Source organism: Pseudonocardia sp. SID8383, assembly GCF_009864975.1.
GTDB classification, from domain to species: Bacteria; Actinomycetota; Actinomycetes; order Mycobacteriales; family Pseudonocardiaceae; genus Pseudonocardia; species Pseudonocardia alni.
In genome coordinates, this window is record NZ_WWFY01000727.1 from 1 (window position 1) to 1,676 (window position 1,676).

A 1,676-nucleotide genomic window follows, 5' to 3' on the forward strand; every position below is an offset into this window, starting at 1 on the left:
CCGGCCCCCGGCCCGGCCGCCGCCTTCGTCCCCGCCCCGCGCCACCCCCGCGACGGCGCCCGGCGGGCCCTGCCGGTCGGCCCACCCGACCCCTGGGACGAGCTGGCGCACGTGCCACCCGTCCGGCCGCAGCCCGATCCCGAGCCCGGCCTCACCGACGCCACCCCCCACGACCTGGACACCGACACCGGAGCGCCGCCCTCCCGCACCACCGGAGCGCACCGCACCGCCCCGAGGAGCCGATACCGATGAGATCCTCCACCAGCCGCAGCAGGACGATCGCGGTCACCGCGCTCGCCCTGGGCCTGCTCGTCGCCGGGCCCGCCGCCTACGCCGCCGGGGCCGCCTCCGCCGACCGGAGCGACCGGCCGGCGAACGTCGCCTCCGGGCCGTCCGACTCGACCGGCTCGTCCGGAGGGTCCGGCTCTTCCGGCTCCTCCGAGGGCTCCTCCGGATCCGGGAGTTCCTCCGGGGGCGGGGAGCACGACCACGCCGGGCACACGGGCTCCGGCTCATCGGGCTCCGGCTCATCGGGCTCCGGTGACGGGTCCGGTGACAGCGCCGGGGCCGGGGCCGGGGCCGGTGGCGGCTCGGCCGACCAGGGTTCCGGCAGCGCGGGGGACGAGCCCGACGCGGGCGACGGGGAGAAGAAGGGCGCGCCGTCGGCGCTCGACATCCTCGCCGTCGACTGCTCCGGCAGCCGGCTCACCGCCCACGACGGCTTCCAGAAGGCGCCCCGCTGCGTGTCCACCGCGTTCGGCGAGGTCGCCGACGCCGACCGCAGTCCGTCGCTGCTCATCACCCAGGCCCCGACGACGGTCCGGCCCGGGGAGTCGTTCCGCCTGACCGTCAGCACCCGGAACCTGGTCCGCGACCGGTTCCTCCCCGCGGCCCAGGGCGGCTACTACGCCGAGGCGTCCCTGCTCGACGGCCAGGGACTCCAGCGCGGCCACTTCCACACCGCCTGCCGGATCCTGCCCGACCCGGGCGAGGCACCGGACTCGTCGCCCGATCCGCTGTTCTTCCAGGCCACCGAGGACGGCGGTGGAGGGGCACGGCCGGACAGCGTCACGATCGACGTGCCCGGGGTCGAGCAGACCGGCGAGCTGCAGTGCTCGTCGTGGGCGGGGGACGGGTCGCACCGCACCCCGATGATGCAGCGGGCCAACCAGACGCCCGCGTTCGACTCGGTCCGGATCGAGGTGGGCTGACATGCGACTCTCCGGACCCCTCCTGACCATGGTCGCCGTCGGCGCGGTCGCCGCCGGGGCCGCGACGGCGAACGTCGTGCTCACCGCGGAACCGGAACCGCTGCCACCGGCGGCCCCCGCCGCCGTCGAACAGGCCGCCGGCTCGTCCGCCCTCCCGGCGGCGCCCGCTCCGACGGCCGCCCCGGCACCGGCCGCGACCGGCGAGGTCGTCTACACGGGCCGGTCGACGAACGGGAAGGTCACCGTCGACATCCGGGTCACCGACGGCGCCGTGCAGGCCTACGTCTGCGACAACCGCGGCATCGAATCCTGGACGAAGGGCACCGCCACCCCCGGCGGCACCACCCGCCTGACCGGAGAGGACGGCGCGGAGGTCGAGTACACCGTCGCCGACGGCGTCGCCACCGGCACCGCCCGCGCCGACGGGAGGTCCTGGGACTTCACCGCGACCCGGACCGACGCCTC

The 1,676-nt window shown here is 76.9% G+C and carries 1 protein-coding gene and 2 pseudogenes; all 3 read left to right on the forward strand.

From position 1 onward, the window contains the following. Positions 1 to 252, forward strand: a pseudogene (locus GTW08_RS31965) (hypothetical protein); the annotation flags it as partial. Further along, on the forward strand, positions 249 to 1,211 hold the full coding sequence (locus GTW08_RS17600) for a hypothetical protein (RefSeq protein ID WP_073575697.1): 963 nt from the start codon (positions 249 to 251) through the stop codon (positions 1,209 to 1,211). The pseudogene GTW08_RS31965 and the gene GTW08_RS17600, both read left to right, overlap by 4 nt. A gap of 1 nt (position 1,212) precedes the next feature. After that, a pseudogene (locus tag GTW08_RS17605) lies at positions 1,213 to 1,676 on the forward strand (hypothetical protein); the annotation flags it as partial.